Origin of the sequence: Nocardia sp. CWNU-33, assembly GCF_046764895.1 — a bacterium.
Taxonomy (GTDB): domain Bacteria; phylum Actinomycetota; class Actinomycetes; order Mycobacteriales; family Mycobacteriaceae; genus Nocardia.
In genome coordinates this window covers 48,707-69,497 of sequence record NZ_JBKOQN010000021.1, presented here as the reverse complement: position 1 = coordinate 69,497, position 20,791 = coordinate 48,707, and the positions used below count along the sequence as shown (strand labels likewise).

At 67.4% G+C, this 20,791-nt stretch carries 19 protein-coding genes; 11 read left to right on the top strand and 8 right to left on the bottom strand.

Annotated elements, in window-relative coordinates; all coding sequences use genetic code 11:
* Positions 1–80 precede the first annotated feature (80 nt).
* The 4 genes from ACLMAL_RS25800 (at position 81) to ACLMAL_RS25785 (ending at position 5,700) form a co-directional block, all read left to right on the top strand.
* Complete coding sequence (locus ACLMAL_RS25800; RefSeq protein WP_412001432.1) at positions 81–863, top strand: SDR family oxidoreductase; 783 nt, start codon at positions 81–83, stop codon at positions 861–863.
* A 66-nt stretch (positions 864–929) separates the two neighbouring features.
* Positions 930–2,069, top strand: coding sequence for a hypothetical protein (locus ACLMAL_RS25795; RefSeq protein ID WP_412001431.1), 1,140 nt, complete (start codon positions 930–932; stop codon positions 2,067–2,069).
* Positions 2,056–3,612 (top strand): hypothetical protein, encoded by a 1,557-nt coding sequence (locus ACLMAL_RS25790; protein WP_412001430.1) that lies wholly within the window; start codon positions 2,056–2,058, stop codon positions 3,610–3,612. Before ACLMAL_RS25795 ends, ACLMAL_RS25790 begins: the two co-directional genes overlap by 14 nt.
* Before the next feature lie 255 nt (positions 3,613–3,867).
* Positions 3,868–5,700, top strand: coding sequence for a phosphoenolpyruvate carboxykinase (GTP) (locus ACLMAL_RS25785; RefSeq protein ID WP_328407262.1), 1,833 nt, complete (start codon positions 3,868–3,870; stop codon positions 5,698–5,700).
* 70 nt (positions 5,701–5,770) lie between these two features.
* Here the strand turns inward: ACLMAL_RS25785 and ACLMAL_RS25780 are convergent, their stop codons facing one another.
* The 3 genes from ACLMAL_RS25780 to ACLMAL_RS25770 all read right to left on the bottom strand — a co-directional run bounded on the left by ACLMAL_RS25780 (position 5,771) and on the right by ACLMAL_RS25770 (position 7,522).
* Positions 5,771–6,604, bottom strand: a complete 834-nt coding sequence (locus ACLMAL_RS25780) for an HD domain-containing protein (protein WP_412001501.1) — start codon at positions 6,602–6,604, stop codon at positions 5,771–5,773.
* A gap of 266 nt (positions 6,605–6,870) precedes the next feature.
* Entirely contained in the window at positions 6,871–7,314 is a 444-nt protein-coding gene (locus tag ACLMAL_RS25775) for an SRPBCC family protein (RefSeq protein WP_412001429.1), read from the bottom strand.
* Positions 7,315–7,381: 67 nt separating this feature from the next.
* Positions 7,382–7,522, bottom strand: coding sequence for a hypothetical protein (locus ACLMAL_RS25770; RefSeq protein WP_412001428.1), 141 nt, complete (start codon positions 7,520–7,522; stop codon positions 7,382–7,384).
* Between the two features lie 68 nt (positions 7,523–7,590).
* Here ACLMAL_RS25770 and ACLMAL_RS25765 point away from each other — a divergent pair, with 68 nt between their 5' ends.
* Both ACLMAL_RS25765 and ACLMAL_RS25760 read left to right on the top strand, forming a co-directional pair.
* Positions 7,591–8,541, top strand: a complete 951-nt coding sequence (locus ACLMAL_RS25765) for a GlxA family transcriptional regulator (RefSeq protein ID WP_412001427.1) — start codon at positions 7,591–7,593, stop codon at positions 8,539–8,541.
* A 316-nt stretch (positions 8,542–8,857) separates the two neighbouring features.
* Positions 8,858–9,058 (top strand): hypothetical protein, encoded by a 201-nt coding sequence (locus ACLMAL_RS25760; protein WP_412001426.1) that lies wholly within the window; start codon positions 8,858–8,860, stop codon positions 9,056–9,058.
* Here ACLMAL_RS25760 and ACLMAL_RS25755 read toward each other — a convergent pair whose 3' ends face one another.
* Complete coding sequence (locus ACLMAL_RS25755) at positions 9,059–10,504, bottom strand: aldehyde dehydrogenase (RefSeq protein ID WP_412001425.1); 1,446 nt, start codon at positions 10,502–10,504, stop codon at positions 9,059–9,061.
* A 208-nt stretch (positions 10,505–10,712) separates the two neighbouring features.
* Here ACLMAL_RS25755 and ACLMAL_RS25750 point away from each other — a divergent pair, with 208 nt between their 5' ends.
* The gene (locus ACLMAL_RS25750; RefSeq protein WP_412001424.1) at positions 10,713–11,021 is read left to right on the top strand and encodes a hypothetical protein; all 309 of its coding nucleotides are present in this window, start codon (positions 10,713–10,715) and stop codon (positions 11,019–11,021) included.
* On the opposite strand, the gene ACLMAL_RS25745 is transcribed toward ACLMAL_RS25750, so the two are convergent.
* A complete protein-coding gene (locus tag ACLMAL_RS25745; protein ID WP_412001500.1) occupies positions 11,018–11,731 on the bottom strand; it encodes a methyltransferase domain-containing protein in 714 nt (237 codons plus the stop codon). The two genes, ACLMAL_RS25750 and ACLMAL_RS25745, sit on opposite strands and share 4 nt — an antisense overlap.
* Positions 11,732–12,007: 276 nt before the next feature.
* Between ACLMAL_RS25745 and ACLMAL_RS25740 the strand changes: the two genes are divergently transcribed.
* On the top strand, positions 12,008–13,174 hold the full coding sequence (locus ACLMAL_RS25740) for a glycosyltransferase family 4 protein (RefSeq protein WP_412001423.1): 1,167 nt from the start codon (positions 12,008–12,010) through the stop codon (positions 13,172–13,174).
* Between the two features lie 345 nt (positions 13,175–13,519).
* On the opposite strand, the gene ACLMAL_RS25735 is transcribed toward ACLMAL_RS25740, so the two are convergent.
* Positions 13,520–15,610, bottom strand: coding sequence for a hypothetical protein (locus tag ACLMAL_RS25735; RefSeq protein WP_412001422.1), 2,091 nt, complete (start codon positions 15,608–15,610; stop codon positions 13,520–13,522).
* Positions 15,611–16,001: 391 nt separating this feature from the next.
* Between ACLMAL_RS25735 and ACLMAL_RS25730 the strand changes: the two genes are divergently transcribed.
* Both ACLMAL_RS25730 and ACLMAL_RS25725 read left to right on the top strand, forming a co-directional pair.
* The gene (locus ACLMAL_RS25730; RefSeq protein ID WP_412001499.1) at positions 16,002–17,189 is read left to right on the top strand and encodes a polysaccharide biosynthesis protein; all 1,188 of its coding nucleotides are present in this window, start codon (positions 16,002–16,004) and stop codon (positions 17,187–17,189) included.
* A gap of 38 nt (positions 17,190–17,227) precedes the next feature.
* Complete coding sequence (locus ACLMAL_RS25725; RefSeq protein ID WP_412001421.1) at positions 17,228–17,593, top strand: VOC family protein; 366 nt, start codon at positions 17,228–17,230, stop codon at positions 17,591–17,593.
* A gap of 75 nt (positions 17,594–17,668) precedes the next feature.
* Here the strand turns inward: ACLMAL_RS25725 and ACLMAL_RS25720 are convergent, their stop codons facing one another.
* On the bottom strand, positions 17,669–18,844 hold the full coding sequence (locus ACLMAL_RS25720) for a DUF3068 domain-containing protein (protein WP_412001420.1): 1,176 nt from the start codon (positions 18,842–18,844) through the stop codon (positions 17,669–17,671).
* Between the two features lie 205 nt (positions 18,845–19,049).
* Between ACLMAL_RS25720 and ACLMAL_RS25715 the strand changes: the two genes are divergently transcribed.
* Positions 19,050–20,240 (top strand): acyltransferase family protein, encoded by a 1,191-nt coding sequence (locus tag ACLMAL_RS25715; RefSeq protein ID WP_412001419.1) that lies wholly within the window; start codon positions 19,050–19,052, stop codon positions 20,238–20,240.
* On the opposite strand, the gene ACLMAL_RS25710 is transcribed toward ACLMAL_RS25715, so the two are convergent.
* Positions 20,225–20,683 (bottom strand): DinB family protein, encoded by a 459-nt coding sequence (locus ACLMAL_RS25710; protein WP_412001498.1) that lies wholly within the window; start codon positions 20,681–20,683, stop codon positions 20,225–20,227. The genes ACLMAL_RS25715 and ACLMAL_RS25710 overlap by 16 nt on opposite strands.
* Between the last annotated feature and the right edge of the window lie 108 nt (positions 20,684–20,791).

Sequence of the window (20,791 nt, the reverse complement as noted above, 5' to 3'; positions counted from 1 at the left end):
CATCACAGCAGCGTAAGCGAACGACGTTAACTCTGTGAAGCACCTGGGAGGGGGCTCGGCACCGCACTAGACTCCCCGACATGAGCGGACCGACGGTGATCATCACGGGCGCGGCGGCCGGAATCGGGCGGGCGACGGCGCTGCTTTTCGCTGCGCACGGGTATCACGTCGGCGCCTACGACATCGACGAGGTGGGGCTGACCAGGCTCGCGGGTGACATCACGGGCGCAGGCGGCACTGTGCGAACCGGAGTGCTCGATGTGACCAACAACACCCACTGGGCCGAGCGGCTCACGGAGTTCGCCGCCGATGCGGGCCGGCTCGACATCCTGATCAACAACGCGGGGATCCTGCGCGCAGGTCCCTTCGAGTCCATCGATCTGGCCACCCATCAGGCGATCGTCGATGTCAATCTGGGCGGCGTCATCAACGGCACGCACGCGGCGTTCCCGTTGCTGCGGGCCACTCCCGGCGCGCAGGTGGTGAATTTGTGCTCGGCATCGGCGATCTACGGCCAACCCCAGCTCGCCAGCTACGGCGCGACCAAGTCCGCGGTCAAGAGCCTCACAGAGGCATTGGATCTCGAATGGGAGCGGCACGATATCCGGGTGATTGCGGTGTGGCCGTTGTTCGTGGCGACCGCGATGGTGGACGGTATGGAGACCGCGTCGACGAAGTCGTTCGGCGTGCGGCTCACCGCAGCAGATGTCGCCTCCGGCATCTGGGAAGTCACCCGCAAACGTGGACGGCTGCCGAGGGTGCACTACGAAATCGGTACCCAGGCAAAGGTGCTCGCCGTCGCCGCCAAGTACGCACCGAACTGGGCCGTGCGCACCGCGAACAAATACTTCAGCGGAAGCTGAGCGGTCCGCACCGTCTTCCGGCCCGGCGTCTGACAGAATTGCGCACCGTAAAGGGGGTGTGCAGCTATGTCGACAGCCACCGAAACCAACGGGCCTGCCGCCCGACCCGGCGGACCCGCGCGTGAACTCGACCAACTCGACCATTTGATCGCCATGCTGCGCTCGGGCGCAGGCAACGATCCGCAGCTGTCGAATCAGGTCGGCGTAGTCAGCGCTCGGTGGCGCAGGCCGCCGCGGATCCAGGTGACCGGTCGCGCGCACGCCGGCCGCAGTACGGTCCTGCATGCGCTGGCGCTCATGTCCGCAGTGGAGACCGGTCCGGTGGACGAACCGGGCGCGTCCGACCCGGTGCTCGACGCCGACATCATCGTCTATGTCCTCTCCGGCGCACCGCTGCCCGCCGACCGCCGCATCCTGGCCACCCTGCCGCCCGAACACACCGTCGTGGTGTTGAACAAGGCCGACGCGGTCGGTTCGCGCTGGGGCGATGCAGTCGCCGCCGCCGAGCAATACAGCAGAGAGCTGGGCATTCTCACGCTGCCGGTGGTTGCTTCGTTGGCGGTGCGCACCAGGGCCGGCGCGTTGAACGATGCCGATATGGCGACGCTGCAACGACTGGCAGGCGCCACCGATCCCGCGCTGACGCTGTCTCCCGATCTGTTCGTCTCGCCATCGGCCGGGCCCGATGTCGCGGAACGGGAGCAGTTACTGCACCGCTGGGATCTCTACGGCGTGAGCTCCGCACTCATCGCACTGCGCCAGGACCCCGAGCTCACCCCGCACGCCCTGCTGCAAATCCTGCACGCGGTGAGCGGCATCGACGCGCTGCACCAGACCCTGCACCGCCGCTACGAGCAGGTTTCGGCGCTGCGCGGTGGCGTGCTGCTCGACGAGCTGGCCCGGCTCGCGGCCGCCGCGGTGCCCGGCGAAGGTGGCCACGCCCGCGACATCCTCGAGGACTATCTCTTCGGTGACGACGCGCTGTGGATGGGTCTGTGCGCCGGACTCGCCTGCCCCGATGTCGCGCACCTTGCGGCCGGGTACCGTTCGCCCTCGCCCGCCGATGCCGACGACGCGCTGGCCAGGGCCGCGCGCTGGCGGGCGGTTGTCTCCAGCGATATGTCGCCCGCTGCCCGTCGCGCCGCCCTGCGCGTCCACAACTGCTACATCCGACTATGGGAGCGGATGAGCAGTGCCGGACTCTGAGCAACCGGAGCAGGCACTTTCACCGGCCGATCAGCCGCAGACATCGCGCGCGCCCGATGCGCCGCCGCTGCCGCCCGATGTCGAGGCAGTGGTTGCGCGGTGGAATCCGCAGGGCATGGCACTCATGCGCGCCGTTGTCGGAACCGGCGGCGCATCGGCGGTCACGTTGATCGGGCCCAATGACGCCAACACCACGCTGTTGCGCACCGAATTGGCGCGGTTCGAGCCTCGGATCCTGCTGTCGGATCCGGTGGCCGACGCGAGCGCGGCCGTCGAAACAACCTCCCCGTCGGGGGTGGCGCCCGCGGCGGTCGCGCTGATCCTGCTCGACGCGGGCAGCTCACTCGGCGCCGATACGCTGCGGCTGGTGCAACGGCTGCGTGCCGACGGCGCTCGAATCCTGCTCGCGATGAACGGGATCCACGCCTATCAGGACTGGCGCTCGGTCCGCGCACACAATCTCGAACTGCTCGCCGCGCAGGGCGCTGCCGACCTGGATATCGTGCCGGTCTCGGCCCGGCTCGCGGTGGCGGCCCGCGCGGGCGGCGACGCCGGCCTGCTGGATCGCTCCGGACTGACTGCACTGCACGCCGAACTCGCCGCGGCATCCGCGGGTGCCGAAGCCGATAGCGAGGGCAGGCTCGCGGCCGTCACCACCCGAGTGCTGGCCGATACCCGCCAGCGGGTGGTGGATCAGGTCGCGGCGCTGCGTTCCGGCGCCGAACCCGCGCAGTGGCGGGAAGAACGAACCACGCTGCTCGCGGGCCGCGACGGTGGCCGGGCGACGGTGCTGTCGACGCTGCGCAGCCAACTGCACCTGGCCAGGGTCGACCTGATGACCGATGTCGGCTCTCGGGTGCGGGCGCTGCACACCGCCGCGCGTGGCGAACTCGATCGAATGCGCCCGTCCCAGCTGGGCGACTATCCGGACCGGTTGCAGCAGGCGGTGACCGAGCTGACCGGTGCTGTGGACCTGGAGGTCGAGCGGAGGCTGGCCGAGCTGGCTGTGCGGGTCGACGGTTCGACAGTCGAGCCGGCCGCCCGGCGGCGTGATCCCGCACCCCGGGTGGGCCCTGACCCGGAACCGCGGCACCGAGGTGTCGAAGATCACCTCATGATCGCGCTCGGCGCGTCGGCGGGTGTCGGCCTCGGCCGACTGTTGGTTTCGCCACTCGCGCTGGTGTCGACGCTGGACGTCGCGAGCGTGCCGGTGACGCTTTTGCTCGGGGCAGGCGCGGCGGGCTGGGTGGTGCGAGCGCGCAGACAGGTTGCCGACCGCGCGCACGTCAGGCAATGGGTGTCGGACGCGTTGGTCAATGTGAAAGCCCAGCTCGAGCAGCGGGCGGCGACCGCGCTCGTGGAAATGGAGACCACCCTCGCCGATCGCGTGGTGCGTTCGAGCACCGCGCGAATCGTCGAGACCGATCGCCGCGTTGCCGAATTGGAGGCGCGTTTGCGACGGACCGCTGCCGAACAACCCGGACAACTCGCCGCGTGCGAACGCGATATCGAGATCATCGATCGGCGGATTTCGCCAGAGTGAATCGGTATCTATTGGGTACTCGAGAGACAACCCGATCTGTACCCGATTCCGTACTGGTCGTCACATCGCGTTAACCTCTAATCAGGAACCTGGGCGTCCGCTTCGTCCATGTACGCCGTCCAGCCGGGACGTGCATTCGACTGGTCGTAGCGGGTGCCTTCCCGCCAATGGTGGCGCTCGGTGTGTTCGCGCTGGTCATGGGCCTGGAGGCCAGACGGAAGCATCGTAGAGCCGCCCATCTCAGGAGAGTTTTTCATGACCTCAGCGACCATTCCTGGTCTTCGTGGATCCGACGGCAAAACGCCGACCGAGCACAGCGAACTACTCGCCTGGGTACAGGAAGTCGCAGAACTCACTCAGCCGGAGCGAGTGGTCTGGGCGGACGGTTCCGATGACGAATGGGATCGGCTGACCAACCAACTCGTTGCGGCGGGCACGTTCAAGCGACTCGACGAGAAGAAGAAGCCGAACTCCTTCCTCGCACTTTCCGACCCCTCCGACGTGGCTCGAGTCGAGTCGCGCACCTATATCTGTTCGAAGACCGAGGCCGACGCGGGCCCGACCAACAACTGGGTCGACCCCGCCGAGATGCGCGCGACCATGACCGAGCTGTACCGCGGCTCGATGAAGGGCCGCACCATGTACGTGGTGCCGTTCTGCATGGGCCCGCTCGGCGCCGAGGACCCCAAGCTGGGCGTCGAGATCACCGACTCCGAGTACGTGGTCGTGTCGATGCGCGTGATGACCCGGATGGGCGCCGCCGCGCTGGAGAAGCTCGGCACCGACAAGCCGTTCGTGAAGGCGCTGCACTCCGTCGGCGCGCCGCTGGCCGAGGGCCAGGCCGACGTGCCGTGGCCGTGCAACGACACCAAGTACATCACCCACTACCCCGAGGACCGCGAGATCTGGAGCTACGGCTCCGGCTACGGCGGCAACGCGCTGCTCGGCAAGAAGTGTTACTCGCTACGCATCGCCTCGGCCATGGCCCATGACGAGGGCTGGCTGGCCGAGCACATGCTGATCCTCAAGCTGATCTCCCCGGAGAACAAGGCCTACTACATCGCCGCCGCGTTCCCGAGCGCATGCGGCAAGACCAACCTCGCGATGATCCAGCCGACGGTTCCCGGCTGGCGCGCGGAAACCCTCGGCGACGACATCGCCTGGATGCGCTTCGGCAAGGACGGCCGCCTCTACGCGGTGAACCCGGAGTTCGGCTTCTTCGGCGTCGCGCCGGGCACCAACTACAGCTCCAACCCCAACGCCATGGCCACCATGAACGCGGGCAACACCGTCTACACCAACGTCGCGCTGACCGACCACAACGACGTGTGGTGGGAGGGCCTGGAGGGCGAGCCCGATCACCTGATCGACTGGAAGGGCAACGACTGGCACCTGCGGGAGACCGAAACCCTCGCCGCTCATCCGAACTCGCGCTACTGCACGCCGATGTCGCAGTGCCCGATCCTGGCGCCCGAGTGGGACGACCCGCAGGGCGTGCCGATCTCGGCGATCCTGTTCGGCGGTCGCCGCAAGACCACGGTCCCGCTGGTGACCGAGTCCTTCGACTGGCAGCACGGCGTTTTCATGGGCGCGACCCTCTCCTCGGAGCAGACCGCCGCGGCCGAGGGCAAGGTCGGCACCGTGCGCCGCGACCCGATGGCCATGATCCCGTTCATGGGCTACCACGTCGGTGACTACCTGAACCACTGGATCAACGTCGGCAAGAACGCGGATGCGAACAAGCTGCCGAAGATTTTCTACGTCAACTGGTTCCGCCGCGGCGCCGACGGCCGCTTCCTGTGGCCGGGATTCGGTGAGAACTCCCGCGTGCTGGAGTGGATCGTCGGCCGCATCGAGGGCTCGGCCGAGGCCGAGGCGACCGCGATCGGCAACGTGCCCACCGCGGCGCAGATGGACCTGGTGGGTCTCGAGGTCGACGCCGCCGACGTCGACGAGGCGCTCGCCGTCGACGCCGACGAGTGGCGCAAGGAGATTCCGCTGATCGAGGAGTGGTTCGAGTTCGTCGGCGACAAACTGCCTTCCGGCGTGCGCGACGAGTTCGAGGCGCTGAAGGAGCGTCTGGGCTGATAGCGCCCCGAAACTGATTCGCCCGCACCATTTTCGTCAATGGTGCGGGCGAATTCGTTTATCCGGCAGGTTATTCGGAGTACGGAGCCATCCGGACGAGTTGCAGAAAGCCGACACTGTTCAGCAAGGCGGTGCGGCCCTTCGGTACGGCTTCGGCCTCGGCCTTGAACGCGGCGATCAGATGACGCTTCGCATCGTGACGCGGATGCCGTTGCAACAGTTGCGTGACCCAGTCCGGGGCCAGTTCCGGGAAGCGCGCCCCGATCACATCCACCGAGGCGCCCGCGGATACGAACCCGCCGGGATCGCTCAGATCGTTGGCGACACCAGGGGTGATGTGTGCGGCAATCGCGGCTCCGATTTCCTGTGCGCGTTCCGGATCCGCGCCCTCGCGCGCCGCGAACGCTGCCGCTCGTTCGCCACCTGTTACCGCGAAACACCTTCCCGGAGTGGGGCTTTCGAGCTGGAGATCATGTAGCAGGCAGGCGACATAAACCAATTCGTCGTCGTAGCGAATACTGTCGAGCTCGGCGAGCACCCGCCCGAAGAAATAGGTGCGATACGAATGCTCGAGCAGGTGAATCGAAAGTGATTCGCGGGCTTCGGTTTCCGCCGCCTTGGCGAGTTTCGAATCGGGCACCCGCAACCCGGCGAACTCCAGCCGCCCGGTGCCGTGTCTTCCGAGCACGCGTTTGAGCTGCGCACCACTCAGTTTCGGCAGCGTCCGCGCCAGTTCAACCGCCAACTGTCGGTGCTGTGCTCCGGAGAGCGTCCCTCCGGTCCGCGTCGCCCATTCCCAGTCGATCCCAGCAGGCGCACCCACGTTGCCCTCCTTCTCCTCGAACGCTTCTCGCTGTTCAGTGAAGCCGCTGAGCGGACTACCGACGAGTGGCGGAAATGCCAGTAACGCTCGGGTTTACGCCAATCCGCACGGCGAAAAGCCTGGACGAAGTTCCGGCGCTGGGTGCAGCCGCCACGGTGCACCTTCCGGCCTTGTCGTTGTCGATGCGGTACGCGCGTGCTCAGGTCAGCCGATGCAGCGGACCGCTTGGCCCATGGGTTCCGGCATCCCTGTGCGGCGCAGCACTGTTCAGCGTCAAGGTGATGGCGTCGTAGGCCATCACCCATTGCACGCTGCTCGCTTCCTATGCCGGGCCGACCGAGCGGGTCTCAGGCCTGCTGGTTCACCGCCACCGACTCGGCAAGGTTCTTCAAGGCCGCGAGCACGGGGCTCTCTGCCTCCTCGCCTTCGTCCTCGTCGCCGGCATTCTCGCGGGGGTCTTCCTGCGTGATCGTCAACTCCGTTGCGCCCACGGCGTCCTCGAGCCCATAGTCCATCGTGAAGTAGTTCTCCGGCTTGTCCTCGAGGTCCGGGCGGGGAGCGAACAGCGAGTACCGCAGCTGCGCGGGGGCATCGACGAGGAGCACGCTGCCCCACTGTTCGAACGTTGTGCCGTCCCACTCGTTGGTGAAACGAATCGGCGAGCCGACGGACCAGTCAGTGCTCAAGACGCTGCCGTACTGCCATTGCTTGACGTATTCGGGGTCGGTCAGCACCGCCCACACGATCTCTCTGGGGGCTTCGATACGGACCTTGGAAGTGACTGTGCGCACAGCCGAGACTGTAGCAATCCACTCTGCCCTAGGCATTCTCACGAACCGTCGCAGCCATCCGGCTGAGTCATCCGGTGACGCCGGCCTCACGGTCTGCCGCCGCGTTCCGGTTCGAAAACCCCGGCACCGCGAACGTCCCGCACACCACCGCGACGAGGATCGGTAGCGCCGAGACCAGCAGATACCGCGACGCGATCAACTCGGGCAAGAACCGCAGACCCTGAATGCGAGTGGCGAGAATGCCAGTAGTACTCGGATTCGTGCCAAACTGAGGCGATGAAGAAGGTTGTCGCACTCGCGCTCGACGGCGTTATGACCTATGACCTGGGTTGCATCGTGCAGGCGTTCCGGCACGGGCCGGGAAAATTCGGTGTCGCGGTCGGATTCGAGCTGGAGACGTGCTCAGTGCGGCCGGGGCCGGTGTGGACGCCGAGCGGATTCGATCTGCACGTCGCGCACGGGCTGGAGGTGATGGGGGAGGCGGACATCGTCGTGGTGCCCGGCATCGGTTTGCCGACGTTGCCGCCGCCGGACGCTGCGCTGGATGCGCTGCAGGCCGCCGCGGCGCGCGGCGCGACCATGGTCAGCGTGTGTGTCGGTGCGTTCGTGCTGGGCTGGGCCGGATTGCTGGACGGCAGGCCGGCGACGACGCACTGGGCCTACTGTGATGATTTCGCCGAGCTGTTTCCTGCGGTGAAGCTCGACCCCGCTGCGCTGTACATCGACGACGGTGACGTTCTCACCTCCGCCGGGTTGTCCGCGAGTCTCGACCTGTGCCTGCACATCGTGCGCCGCGAGCTGGGCGCGGCCGCCGCAGCGGAGCTGGCCCGATGGAACGTGACACCACCGCATCGCGAAGGCGGGCAGGCTCAGTACATCCCGGATGCCTTGAGCACCAATGGTTTCGGCGGTGGGCTTGCCGCGACCATGGCGTGGGCCACGGCGAATCCTGCTGCTGTGTCAGATGTTTCGGCGCTGGCCGCGCACGCCTTGATGAGTGAGCGCACTTTCATTCGTCGATTCAAGACGGCGGTGGGCACCACGCCGCGACGATGGCTGGAGGCGCAGCGCACGGCGTGTGCCCGGAAATTGCTGGAAACCACAGAATTACCAGTCGAGGTCGTTGCGGCGCAATCCGGATTCGGCAGCGTCACCGCGATGCGGGTGCATCTGCGCGCCGCGACGGGCACGACGCCCGCGGGGTATCGCAGGTCGTTGCGCCGATGACCCGGGGCGGCGGGGGTGCGGGCAGGCCGGTTTGCGCGGGCCTGCGCAATGCGCGCGGCCGTCACGCACGGATGCGCTAACCTCCCATGAGACGGTCGCGATGGCGGGTCCTGCTCGCCGAGATAGTCGCGGACCGGTAGCTGTGAAAGCTTGCCGGATCGCGCTTCGGGTGGTTGCCTGGAGTGTGAGGTTTCGCCGGTAGGTGGCTTACGTTTTGATTGCCAACAGTTAGCTGATCGACTTTCTCTGATCGACTCGTGGCTCCGCGATGCGCGTGGCCAACGAGGACATCGAAGCGCGAGAGGTGGTTGGGAGCATGACGAATCTGGAGACCAGTGGGCTGGCGCCCCGGTTTGCCGGAATCGAGCCGGCGACCGCGAGCACGCCGCTGCGGCGAGCCGCCGGCCGACTGCAGGCGGTATTACCCCCCGGCTGGCGCGTCGAGATCGTCGACACGCCGACTGTCGGGGGGCGTGATCACCAGCCCGTGCTGCGGGTGGTCATGGCGGGGAGTTGATCACCCCGTCCAGCCGAGCGGCATGAGCACCGACTTCTGCTCGCAAAAGGAGTCGAGACCCTCGGGGCCGTTCTCGCGGCCCAGGCCCGAGCTCTTGTATCCGCCGAAAGGCGAGCTGGGATCGAAGGCGTACCAATTGATCGCGTAGGTGCCGGTGCGCACCCGTGCCGCGATCTCGGCACCGTGTTCGACATCGGTCGTCCACACCGAGCCTGCCAGGCCATATACCGAGTCGTTCGCGATGGCCACCGCCTCGTCCTCGGTGTCGTAGGGGATCACCGACAGCACGGGGCCGAAGATTTCCTCCTGGGCGATGGTCGAGGAGTTGTCCACATCGGCGAAGATCGTCGGCTCGACGAACCAGCCGCGATCCAGGTCGGCGGGACGGCCGCCACCGAGCACCAGTCGCGCGCCTTCTTCCTTACCCTTGGCGATGTAGCCCTCGACGCGCTCGCGCTGCCGCTCCGAAATCAGCGGGCCGAGTATCACCGTCGGGTCGGTGGGATCGCCGACCCTCATCGTGCGCACGTGCTCGACCAGCGCCTCGAGGATTTCGTCGTACCGGCTGCGCGGCGCGAGGATGCGGGTCTGCGCGACGCAGCCCTGGCCGCTGTTCATCAGGCCGGAGAAGGCGAGCACCGGGATATTGGCGGCCACATCCATATCGGGCAACAGGATTGCGGCGGATTTGCCACCGAGCTCCAAGGACACGCTCTTGAGCTGGCCGGTCGCGATTGCGCCGATCTTACGGCCGACCGCGGTGCTCCCGGTGAAGGTGACCTTGTCGACGCCGGGGTGCGAGACGAGGTACTCGGCGGCCTCCGCCTCCGCGGGCAGTACCGAAAGCACGCCGGCGGGCAGGCCGGCTTCGGTGAAGATGTCGGCGATCTTGTTGGCGGTCAGCGGGGTCAGCGGTGCGGGCTTGAGCACCACGGTGCAGCCGGCCAGCAACGCGGGGGCGAGCTTGTTGGCCGCGAGGAAAAGCGGAACGTTCCACGCGGTCACGGCCGCGACGACGCCGCGCGGCTCGCGCGAGACCCGGGAGGTGCCGAACACTCCGGTGCGAGTTTCGTTCCAGGGGAAGGACTTTGCCAGTGCGGCGTAGGCGTCGAGCGCGGCGACCGCGGGGATCTGGTTGAGCGTCATGGCGATCATCGCCGGTGCGCCCATTTCCGCGGTGAGCGTGGCGAGCAGGTCGGCGGAGCGCTCCTCGATCAGGCGCGCGGCGCGGCTGAGGACCTGGGCGCGCTCCTCCGGCGGCGTGGACGGCCATGGGCCGTGGTCGAAGGCGTGCCGGGCGGCGGCAACCGCGGCGTCGACGTCGTCGCGAACGACCACCGGGACGCTGCCCACCGTCTCGACCGTGGCGGGCGAGATGACCTGGAGCCGCTCGGTGCCGGCTGGCGCGGTCCATTGGCCGCCGATGAACAAGCTGTCGTAGTGCATGAGAACACGTTACAGTTTTGTGGCTCACTTGTCTGTAACCTGTTCCAGTTTTCTCCTCGATCGTCGCGCTGAGCAGCGCGAATTCCAACCTGTCGGTTCGCTTTTCAGAGAACGCACTATTGCGTTCTGTTGCTGGAAAGAGGATGCTTTAGCTACTGATCAGCTCGCTCGATTCATGAACCGATATCGCAGTTGGGGAGTCAGAGCCATGGCGGTGCAAGTGATCGGGCGGTCGCTGATGACGAGCGATCAAACCGAGCATCAAGCTAAAAGCGTTGGCACAGGCGGCTGGGTCGTTTCGTTCCTGCCGGGCCGCACGCTGACAATCGAGCAGGCCACCGCGGCCATGCAGGCGGCGGAGGCGGTGGCAACTGTGGAGATGCTGGCCGACCTACTTGCGCTAACGACGCTGGAGACTGTCGGCCTCGCCATTCAGGAATCGCCCTGGGGCGAGTCGTCGTACGGAACCTGCGGCAGGCGCAGCTGGCGGCGCGGCTGGCTGGAGCGGCAGCCTTAACGGCTCTTGGTGGCGACGACCACCAGGTTGCTCACCAACAGCTCGCGCAGCAACGGTATGCGGACCAGCCACCAGGCCCAGCGCGGGTGATAGCGCGGGAAGATCGTCCGGACGTCGGCGGGAGTGCTTGCTGCCCAACGTAATCCGTCCACCGCTGGGACGGCGAACATCGACTTGCCGAATCGATTCTTCGGCTCCCGCCCGTGCTTGCGCCGATACCGGCGTGCCGCGTACTCCCCACCCAGGTAGTGCCACGGTCCGGTCTCGTGCCCGCCGAACGGTCCGAGCCACACCGTGTAGGAGAGCACGATCAACCCGCCGGGCCGGGTCACCCGCACCATTTCGTCGGCCATCGCCCACGGGTGCGGCACATGCTCGGCCACATTCGAGGAAAAGCAGATGTCCACCGCGTCATCGCGAAACGGCAGCGCCATCCCCGACCCGCGGACCGCACCCGGCACCGACAACCCGGCGGCGTGCATCTCCGACGGATCCGGTTCTACCGGGATGTACCGCGCGCCGGTCTTGATGAACTCGTCGGCGAAATAGCCGGGACCGCCGCCCACATCGAGAATGGTCGCGTCCTGTAACCCGTTTCCGGTGACGTCGGCATAGAAGTCGCCGATCATCGCCGCACTGTCGGCGGCCAGCTCGCCGTAGAACAGCGCGGGATCGCTCTGCTCGAACCGGAAGCTGCTGAGTAACCGCATCGACCGCCGCAATGTCGCCCGCCGCGCAAACCGGGATATGGCGCGCCCGGCCTGCCGCGGCGAGCCTGCCGCCGCGGCTTCCGCTGGCGTACTTTCAGCTCTCGGCACGGCGGTGAGTCTCGCATAACGCCGCAATTCGCTCCAACCACTGCCACCGGAGGAGGCAATACGCGATACCAGGGCTGGTGGGCAGGATGTGGACGCATGCACAGGTTAGGGTGTTGGGCGATATCCGACGTCCCCGATCGGGACCTGCCGACCGAGAGAAGCTCTACTGTGCGCGAAGTCCTCCTGCTGTGCTGGCGTGACACCGGGCACCCGCAGGGCGGCGGCAGCGAACGGTATCTGGAGCAGGTCGGCGCCCAGCTGGCCGCCCGCGGAGTCAAGGTCACCTTGCGAACCGCCCGTTATCCCGGAGCGCCGAAGCGGGAACGCATCGACGGCATCGACATCAGTCGGGCCGGCGGGCGCTACTCCGTGTATCCGTGGGCCCTGGCCGCCATCGCGCTCGGCAGGCTCGGTGTCGGGTCGCTGCGCGGGCTGCGACCCGACGCGGTGATCGACACCCAGAACGGAATTCCGTTCTTCGCGGCCGCCGCGACCAACGCGCCGTCGGTTGTGCTCGTCCATCACGGGCACCGCGAGCAATGGCCGGTTGCCGGTCGCCTTGTCGGCCGGATCGGTTGGTTCATCGAGTCGCGGCTGTCCCCGCGGGCGCATCGTCGCAACCAATACCTGACCGTCTCGCTGCCTTCGGCCGAGGAACTCGCCACGCTCGGGGTCGACCGGTCCCGTATCGCAGTGGTCCGCAACGGCGCCGAGCCCGTCCCCGCGGACGCACCGACCGGTGCCGCGGCGACACGCACCCCGAACCCCCGCATCGTGGTGCTCTCCCGCCTGGTGCCGCACAAACAGATCGAAGACGCGTTGGCCGTCGTCGCCCGGCTGCGCACCCGCATTCCCGGCCTGCACCTGGACGTGATCGGCGACGGCTGGTGGGCCGACAACCTGAAGACCAACGCCGCTGACCTCGGCATCGCCGACGCGGTCACCTTCCACGGCCACGTAGACGAACGCCGCAAGCACGAGTTGCTCGCCCACGCCTGGGTGCATGTCCTGCCCTCCCGCAAAGAAGGTTGGGGCCTGGCCGTCATCGAAGCCGCCCAACACGGCGTCCCCACCATCGGCTACCGCAGCTCCCGCGGCCTCACCGACTCCATCGTCGACGGCGTGACGGGTCTGCTCGTCGACGACGTCGCCCAACTCGCCGACTCGGTCGGTGACCTCATCGACGACACCGAAGCCCGCACCGTCATGGGCGAAAAAGCCCGCGCCCGCGCCAACGAATTCTCCTGGGAACAAACAGGAAACGGCGTCTACCAAGTCCTCGCCGCGGCCGCGAGAGGTCAACACACCTCCGGCCTCTTCCCACCTGGTCCCTAACCGTCCAGCTGGTCGCCGACAGTCTTGCGGACCGTGACTGTCCAGCTCGGGCCGTGACTGTCCCGCTCGGCCTGGACGCGCCTCGGCCTGAACGCTCGGCCCTGACGTCAGGTCTTCGGCGTGATGGATCCGCTCCAAACCCGACTTCCCCACCCGGCCGGTGTTCTGGCTCGTCCCATTCTCGGGCGACGCCCATCGGTGTGCGGCACAAGGGTGGTGGCGATGCGCTGAGAAGCGCCTCCGAGGTGTGCCACTCATCAAGTCTCGCCGGGTAGTTCGATGTGACTCGAAGGCATGGCCTCTCGAGGTGCATCTCGTCTGATGACGCGGGTGATGCCGGGTCGGCTACTGGTGCTGTGGTGTTCGAGGTGACCAGGATGCGAGGAGCAGGCCGCCGATGAGTAGGGCGATCCACAAGAGGTGAGCGGCCGCAGAGATGGTGCGGCGTGTGGAGTGGGATTCGGTGTCCCGGTCGGCGGCTTCGGGCACTCGGTACAGCGCGAGATGGGTGTCGCTGTAGACCGGATCGAGCTGGGCGAGAGAATTTTTCGACTCGCCGAGCGGGCCGGGGGTGGTGCGCTCCAGCAGGACCCAGCCGACGCCCAGTTTTGCCAGGTCTGTTGCCGTCCCGCCGTGCAGCAGCAGACTTTCCACCTCCCGCGCGCGTGCCCCTTCGCCCGCGACGGTGCGGCCGTGCACCGGAAGCTCGCCAGTTTGCAGGACATCGTGGGGCAGCATCCGTGGCGCCGGATCCAAAACCGGTGCGCGACCGCTATACGGAAACCGGCGGAACATGCCGCCGGGCAGCACCGCGACATCGCCGGGCCCAACGATCCGCTCCGCGACCCGCTGCCACCCGATCGGATAGTGCACGGGCCGGATCGCGCCACTCACGCCCCATCCGAGGTCGAACAGCGGCAGGGTCAGCAGCGCGATGAATATCGTTGCGGTCAGCGATATTACGGCCGCAGTCTTGCGCCCTTCCGACGACCTCGTCACCGTGCTCGTCGATGCTGGTTCCGATGCTGGTTCCGATGCTGGTTCCGATGCTGGTTCCGATGCTGGTTCCGATGCTGGTTCCGTCCGAGATACCACTGCGGCTGTAGCTGAGGAGCGCAGCGGGAATGCGGCCCTTGGCATCTCATCTGTGGACAGGCAATGCGGCTGTGCCAGTGTGGGATTCGCCGCTGCGCGGTCCTTCGATGCGAACAACTGGGCGACGGCATTGCATCCAGCCGCCGCGCACAGCGCATATGCGGGCATCGCGAGCGCTACGTATTTCTGGGTGTCGCGAAGCAGACCCGCGCCGGGGACCGAGGTGACGAGCCACTCCAGCACATCCCGGCCCCACACTGTCGCGCCCAATGCGGGCAGCGCGATGGCGACGGCGGCCAGGACCAGCAGTCGCCGCCGCGTCTGTACGCCTGCGCGTTGGCTGTGGGCGATGAAATAGATTCCCGCAGAGGTATTTCCAGCGACAACGGCGCGGATGCCCGTCGCGACAACTGCGAGCAGGAAAAAGGTGCCGACGAGGGCGAGCAGTGTGGTGCGGGAGTTCGGAACGGCATCCGAATTCCAGATGCCGCCGAGCCCGGCCAAGCTGCCGAGTGTGCCGAGGCCTGGTTCGGCGCGGGCGGCGAAGGCGGCAATGCCTGCCGGGTCGGAGGGTTCGGAACCGGCCGCGGACAGCGCTGTCGCCGTCAACCACGGCGCGGACGCGGCCAGCAGCAGCACCACCGTTCGCATTATGTTTCGGCGTCCGACCAGCACAAATGCCATGAACCCGGCCAGCAACGCGCCCGTCGGCGTGAGTCCAGCAGCGGCGAGGCACGCGGCCAACGCCCCCCAGTGCCCGAACGCCGTTCGCCCTCCGCCCTTTACCTGGAAGGTACGGCCGAGCGCATCGGTCGAGTGGGGTGCATCGTCGGGTCGGCGGGTGCCGCGCGCTCGGCGGAGATGCGTGGATGACCGAATCCGGTAGGCGGCCAACGCTGTCCAAGGGAGTACAGCGTATCCGGCCAGGAGACTCCAATGACCTTGCAGCAGGCGTTCGGCTACGTAGGGGTTCCACAGCGCGACGGTGGTCGCCACCAGTTGCGGGCCCGTGGTCACCCGCAGCAGCTCGCGGGCCAGGATCGCAGCGCCGTATCCGGCGGCCCACAGCGCGACGAGCAGTATCGCCTTGACGATCAGGCCGCCGTCGACGATCGGTGACAGCACCGCGATCAGCGCGTCCTGCGGGACGGCCCGCGGAGCGGCGTCGCCGAGACCGAGAGCGGAGTCCGTCGGATAGGAACGCGGCGTGCTCACCGCATCGCGCAGCAGCAGATAGCCGGAGCCGAGCAGCGGACCGGTGATGAGCAGCGCCAATATCGCGCTGTAGCCGGCAGGGACCAACCTCGCCCACCGGTCGTGCCGAGCCTGCCCGTCGCTCACGGTTGTCGACCCTACGTCCCGGTCGCGACCTCCGGAGTCGCCGGGGCAAGTCCAGGTGCGGCGAGCGTTGTGGGCGGACTGTGGTGCATTGCCCACTACTGGTTGCCGGTGCCGGTGCCGGGTGCGAGGCCCGGGGCAGATGGGGCGTGGGCTGTGGGTTGTGGGCGATACTTCGCGACCGCGGGGGTGGGTGTGGGTTGTGGGCGATACTTCGCGACCGCGGGGGTGGGTGTGGGTTGTGGGCGATACTTCGCCACCGCCGGGGTGGGTGCGGGTGTCGACGACCGGGGCGGGGCGGGCGTGATGGCCGGTGAGGTGGGACGATTGCTGCGTGCCTGATGTCCGTCGCCTACCCGTTGTGGCGGATCTGACGTTGGTGACAGCGGGAGCGATGACCGCCAATGTGGCGGGGTATCTGCTGCAGCTGCTGGCCGGGCGGTGGCTGGGGGTTACCGGCTACAGCGAGTTCGCGAGTCTGCTCGCGGTGCAGTTGTTGTGTGCGGTGCCTGCGCTGGCTTTGCAGAATGTGGTGGCACGAGAGTTGGTGCGGGGCGCGAGTGTCGCGGCGCTGCGCGGATTGCAGTGGCGCTGCGCGGTGATCGTTGCGGTCGTCGCTGCGGTGCTGGTGCCGTTGGTGACGGCGGCACTGAGTGTCGGAGTCGCGGCGTCGGCCGCCGCGCTCGGTGCGGCGCCCGCGTTGGTGGTGCTGTCCGGTGAGCAAGGCATGCTGCAGGGCGGCAGGCGGTTTCGGGCATTGGCTGTCGTCCTCGGCACGGCAGGCGTGGCACGGGTCGCGCCCGCGCTTGCGGTGCTCGGGCTGGGTGGCGGTGCGGCTGCTGCCTTGTGCGCGGCGGCGCTCGGGATCGCCACGGCGGCGGTTTTCGCGCGGTGTGTAGTCGGATCACCGCCCGCGCTGTCGGGCACCGACCGCGAGGCACTCGACGCTGTCGACCGCGGTCCGAGCTTCGTCGGCGTACTCCCGGTGCTGCGGGCCGCGCAGGCGCAGGCGGCATTGATGGCGCTGTCGTCGGCCGATCTGATCGTTGCGCGGATCGTCTTGGGCGAGGAGGACGCCAGCCGGTACGCCCTGGGCGCCATCGCCGCGAAGATCGCCTTCTGGTTGCCGCAGGCGGTCGGTGTGGTGCTGTACCCGCGGATGGCGCAGCCGACGCATTCGGCGCGTGCGATCCGGGATGCGCTCGCGGTGCTGTCCGGCATCGGGGTGGTCGCGGTGCTCGGCGCGGCCGTCGCGGCACCGCTGGCACCGTTGTTCGCGGGGCGAGACTATGCGCCGATCGAGGGCCTGCTGTGGGTTTTCGCACTGCAAGGCGCCATCCTCGCGGTGCTGCAAGGAGCGCTGTTGTCGGCGATCGCGGTGGACCGCACCTCGCTTGCCGCGGTGACCTGGGTCGGTCTCGCGGTCGAGGTGACGCTCATGCTGTCGCTGGCGCGCTCGGTGCCGTCGCTGATCACCATCGCCGTGTGCATCGCGGTCGCAACGACACTCATTGTCGCTCTGGTCGTCTTGCGCACCGCGGATCAGCCGGGGCAGGCCGAGCCGCAGCACCTCGCTGGTTGAGCCACCGACACCGGCCGCGCTCACCTACGATCAGCCCCATGATCACCGCTGTGCACACCCTGGTCTACGCGGAAGATCCCGACGCGGCACGCGCGTTCTTCCGCGATGTGCTGCGCTGGCCGAATGTCGATGCCAACGCTGGCTGGCTCATCTTCGGAACCGGGCCGAGTGAGCTGGGGGTGCATCCGGCCGATGGCCCACCCACGCACGAGATTTCGCTCATGTGCGACGACCTGGACCACACCATTGCCGAATTGGCGGAGCGCGGAGCGCAATTCGAGGGCGATATCGCGCAGCGGGCCTTCGGCCGCTGCATCGACATGCGCATTCCAGGCGCCGGAACGATGCTGCTCTATCAACCTCGGCACCCGGTCGCCTATCCCTTGGGTGCGCCGCTGCCCTGAACGGAAACGAACTCGGCCCCCGGCGGGAAGCCGGGGGCCGAGTTCGACAGTGCTTGTCGTCAGCGATTCTCGCTGTCAGGGGCGCTTATTGATATTGATCTGCTCGGTGGGTGCGTCGTCCGCGCCGCGATGCGGGTGCACAGCGGTCGCCGCGGCACCGCCGTCAGGCTGGGCCGGAGTGCTACCGCGCGGAGCCGGAGTGCCGCCGCGCGGAGCGGTGGCGGGGCTCGCGCCGCCACGGATGCCGAGGACGATACCGGCGATCAGGGCGATCGCACCGAGAACACCGAGGATGATCGGCATGATGCGGCCGAACAGCGACAGCTTGTCGATGTTCTCCTTGGCCACCGAGATCTGCGACTCGACAGTGTTCTCGTCGAAGATGATGTTCGACTTCAGCGCGGTGACCTCGGGCTTGTCGCCGCTGCGCGCGTAGAACAGGTGCAGCTGCTCGCCACCCTTGATCACGGTGCCGGTGTCGGGCTCGACCCACAGGTCGCGGGTGTTGGTGTACCACCGGATCATGGTGACCGGGGTTTCATCACCTTCGACGCCCCACTTGGCGGCGGGCAGGCTCAGCCTGTTGGTCGGCGCCTGCACCACGTCCCACAGGTTCGTCACCGGGACGTGCTGCTGGAAGTGGTAGACCTTCATGCTGTTGATCTCGGTCTCTTCGACGAAGTTGGCGTCGTAGGTCTTGCGCGCGTTGATGTCGAAGTAGGGGTAGGTCTTCTTCTCGGTGCCGATGGGGAATCGGTACTGCAGACCGGTGTGCTGAACCGGGTCCGCGATGCTCTGGCCCTCCTTGTTCACCGAGACCGCGATGGAACCATTGGGCTCCTTGTCGACCGGCATGCCGTTCTTGCGGTCGATGGTGACCCGGTCGACGGTCGCGGTGAGCAGCCCGGTGTCGGCCTGCTTATCGATGCGGCGCAGCGTCTGACCGGCCTGGATGGTCATCTCGCTGGCATCGGAGGGATCTTCGACCGTGAGGAACCGCTGCGAAACCAGCGGCACATTGGTGTCGACCTTGGCCGAGCCTTCGGGTGCCGTGAGCGACTTGGAGTCGAGCACAAGGCTTTCCGAGCCGGGCTGGCTGGTGGCGACGGTCGTGATCTCGAGGTCGAGCGGAGTCTTCGCCAGTTTGCTGACGGTGTAGGTCGGGATCATCACCGCTGCGACAATCAGCAACGCGCCGAGACCCACGAGCAGGCAGGCCACCGTCCTTCTGGTTCCGGCACTCAGTGCCATGCAAACTCTCCTCGTCGTAGAACACCGGTCATTCCGGCGAGTACTGCGGGCACGCCACGGCACTCGTGAGCCCCGACACTAACAGTCCGGTGTCGTACCATGCGGTGTCGAGGCCGGAATCGACCCGGAAATCGCCCGAGTTTAGCGTGAAGTGTGAAACGGGGGGTTCTCACCTGGGCGAATGCACAAGGCAGACTGGAGCTCGATGACCGCAACCATGCCCGCGCCGACCGCCGCGGCCACTGCGACGGCCGTCCCCACCCGACCCCGCGGCTTCCTGCCCGCGTTGGAAGGCATGCGCGGCATGGCGGCGCTCGGCGTCGTCGTCACCCACGTCGCCTTCCAGACCGGTGCCGCGGGAACGCCGGTGCTCGGCCGGATCTGGGAACGCTTCGATATGGCCGTCGCGATTTTCTTCGCGCTCTCCGGTTTTCTGCTCTGGCGTCCGCATGCCGCGGCGGCGCGCGGCCGCGGCGACGCGCCCACTGTCGGCCACTACCTGCGGCATCGCGCGGCGCGCATTCTGCCCGCGTACTGGGTGGTGGTGTGCGTGGCATTGGTGCTGCTGCCCAGTGCGGCAAGCACCGCAGGCCTGCGGGTGTGGGTGGCGAACCTCGGTTTGTTGCAGGTGTTCGTGCCATTGACGCTCACCGACGGGCTCACACAGATGTGGAGCCTGTCGGTCGAGGTGGCCTTCTATCTTGTATTGCCGCTGCTGGCGTTCGCGTTTGTCCGGTTGCGCGGCGGCGCCGCCCGCTGGCGCATCCCCGCGATCCTCACCTTGGCGGTGGTGACGCTCAGCTGGAACTTCATTCCAGTGCCGACTCCCGACGCGATTCACTCCGACAACTGGCTGCCCGGTTATCTGCCATGGTTCGCGGCAGGCATGCTGCTCGCCGAGCTCGTCGATAATGCGGATTCGCTATCGCGTTGGCGTCGGATCGCGGGCAACAAACCACTGATGTGGACCGTCGCGCTCGCCGCTTTCCTGTTCTCCGCCACCGATCTCGGCGGCCCCGCCGGCCTGACCCGCGCCGAACCCTGGCAGTACGCGGCGAAAATGGGCCTCGGCACCATCATCGGTTTCGCCCTGCTCGCGCCCTTGGTGCTGCGACCGCCGACCGCACGCCCACACCGGTGGCTGGAATCTTCCGTCGCCGCGACTATCGGCCGCTGGTCCTACGGCATTTTCCTCTGGCATCTCGTCGTGCTGTCGGTCGTCTTCCCGGTCTTCGGAATCCTCCCGTTCCAGGGCAATTTCGCCTACGTCCTTGCCCTCACCATCGCCCTCACCCTGCCTGTCGCCGCGGCCGGCTACGCCCTCGTCGAGGAACCGGCCCGCCGTTTCGCTCGCCGCCGCGCTCGCGCTCGATCGGCCGGTCAGTCCTCGAGTTGACGGCGCATGTCGAGCAGGTGGTGGCGTAGTTCGTGCAGTGTGTGCACGGCGACCCAGCGCACCGAACGTTCCTGCGGTTCTGGGAAGAGGTAGATGATCGTGCGATCCCAGTCCACGGGCGCCAACCGGTCGAGCACGTTGGCGAACAGCAGGGCCGCGTCGCCGAGCTGACGGGCCACGTCCGCTGGTTGCTGTTCGGCGTACCCCTCGTGTTCGACGCGCTCGTCTCGGCCCATGTTCTGTGCCGTCGGCGTGTCCTCTCGGCGGGTGAGCAGCACCCGCTCACGTTGTGCGAGCAGGACATCCCGCATGTGGCAGGCGTATTCCATCGGTGACCACACCTCCGGCCGCGATCGTCGTCGCAGTTCCTCGGGGTCGCCGCGCAGCAGGGTCGCGTACTCCGCGGCATGGCCGCGAGCCAATTCCGGTACCGCGCGGGCCATGGCGAGGTCGTACACGAAGCCGCATTCCGCACAGTCGGTCACGCCCTCGAACCTAGCAACTGCGTCGCCGGACCACTCGAAACGCACAACGACGCCGGAATAGTCGGC